The organism is Citrobacter sp. ANG330, from assembly GCF_047467925.1.
Classification (GTDB): Bacteria; Pseudomonadota; Gammaproteobacteria; order Enterobacterales; family Enterobacteriaceae; genus Citrobacter_A; species Citrobacter_A amalonaticus_G.
Genome location: NZ_JASJUI010000029.1, coordinates 1 through 1098, shown reverse-complemented (window position 1 = coordinate 1098; position 1098 = coordinate 1). Strand labels below are relative to the sequence as shown.

Below are 1098 nucleotides of genomic sequence, written 5' to 3'. Positions count from 1 at the left end.
GGAAACGCAGCGCCGCTTCGGCGAATACGAACTGACCACAGCATACACTCCGGGCGGTCAGCTACAGAGCCACCACCTCAGCATTCACCAGCTTAACCGCGACTACACCTGGAACAGCGGCGGACAGCTGATCCGTATCAGCGGACAGCATGAGCAGCGGGATTATCAGTACGGCGACGCCGGGCGATTACTCGGCACGCACATTACCTCTCCCGGCCATGACCTGGATCCGTGGACATTCACCGACCCGGCGGGCAACCGGATAGCGGAACGGGATAAGTATCCGGTGCTGCCGAAAAGCTTTCCGGATAACCGCATCAGCCAGGATGTGGAGAACTTTTATCATTATGACGAACACGGCAGGCTGACGGAGAAAGACGAGCGCCGGATACGCCCGCACGGCAGCCTGTCGCATCATTATGAGTATGATAACCAGCACCGACTGGCGCACTACCGCCGGATGCAGGCAGGCAACGTGCTGACGGAAAGCCGTTATCTTTACGACCCACTGGGACGACGAATCAGCAAACGGGTGTGGAAAAGCCAGCGGACATACGGAGAAATCACCGGTCACGAATATATTCAGCTGTCCCCCATACCGGAGGTGACATGGTACGGCCAGGACGGCGACAGGCTGACCACCACGCAGACGGACAAAACCCGTATCCAGACGGTGTACCAGCCGGGGAGCTTTACGCCGCTCATCCGTATTGAAACGGCAACCGGAGAGCTGGCAAAAGCAGTACGTCGCACGCTGGCCGAGAAATTTCAGCAGGAAGCAAACGTGACCTTCCCGCCAGAACTGGTGGCAATGGTGGATAATCTGGAAGCGGAGTTACAGCGCGGGGAATTCAGCGAAGCCAGCCGGGCGTGGCTGGCACAGTGCGGCCTGACGCCGGCGCAGATGAAAAATCAGCTGGAGCCGGAATACACGCCGGAACGCAAAATCCACCTGTACCACTGCGACCACCGGGGCCTGCCGCTGGCACTGATTGACATTAAAGGACAGATTGCCTGGCGCGCAGAATTTGATGAATGGGGAAATATGCCGCGGGAAGATAATCCGCATAACCTGGAACAGCTCATCCGCCTGCCGGG

1 protein-coding gene is annotated in these 1098 nt (G+C 58.4%); it reads left to right on the top strand.

Going from position 1 to position 1098, the window contains the following annotated elements:
* A partial coding sequence (locus QNN88_RS22780) for an RHS domain-containing protein (RefSeq protein ID WP_414242142.1) occupies positions 1-1098 on the top strand: 1098 nt, incomplete at both ends.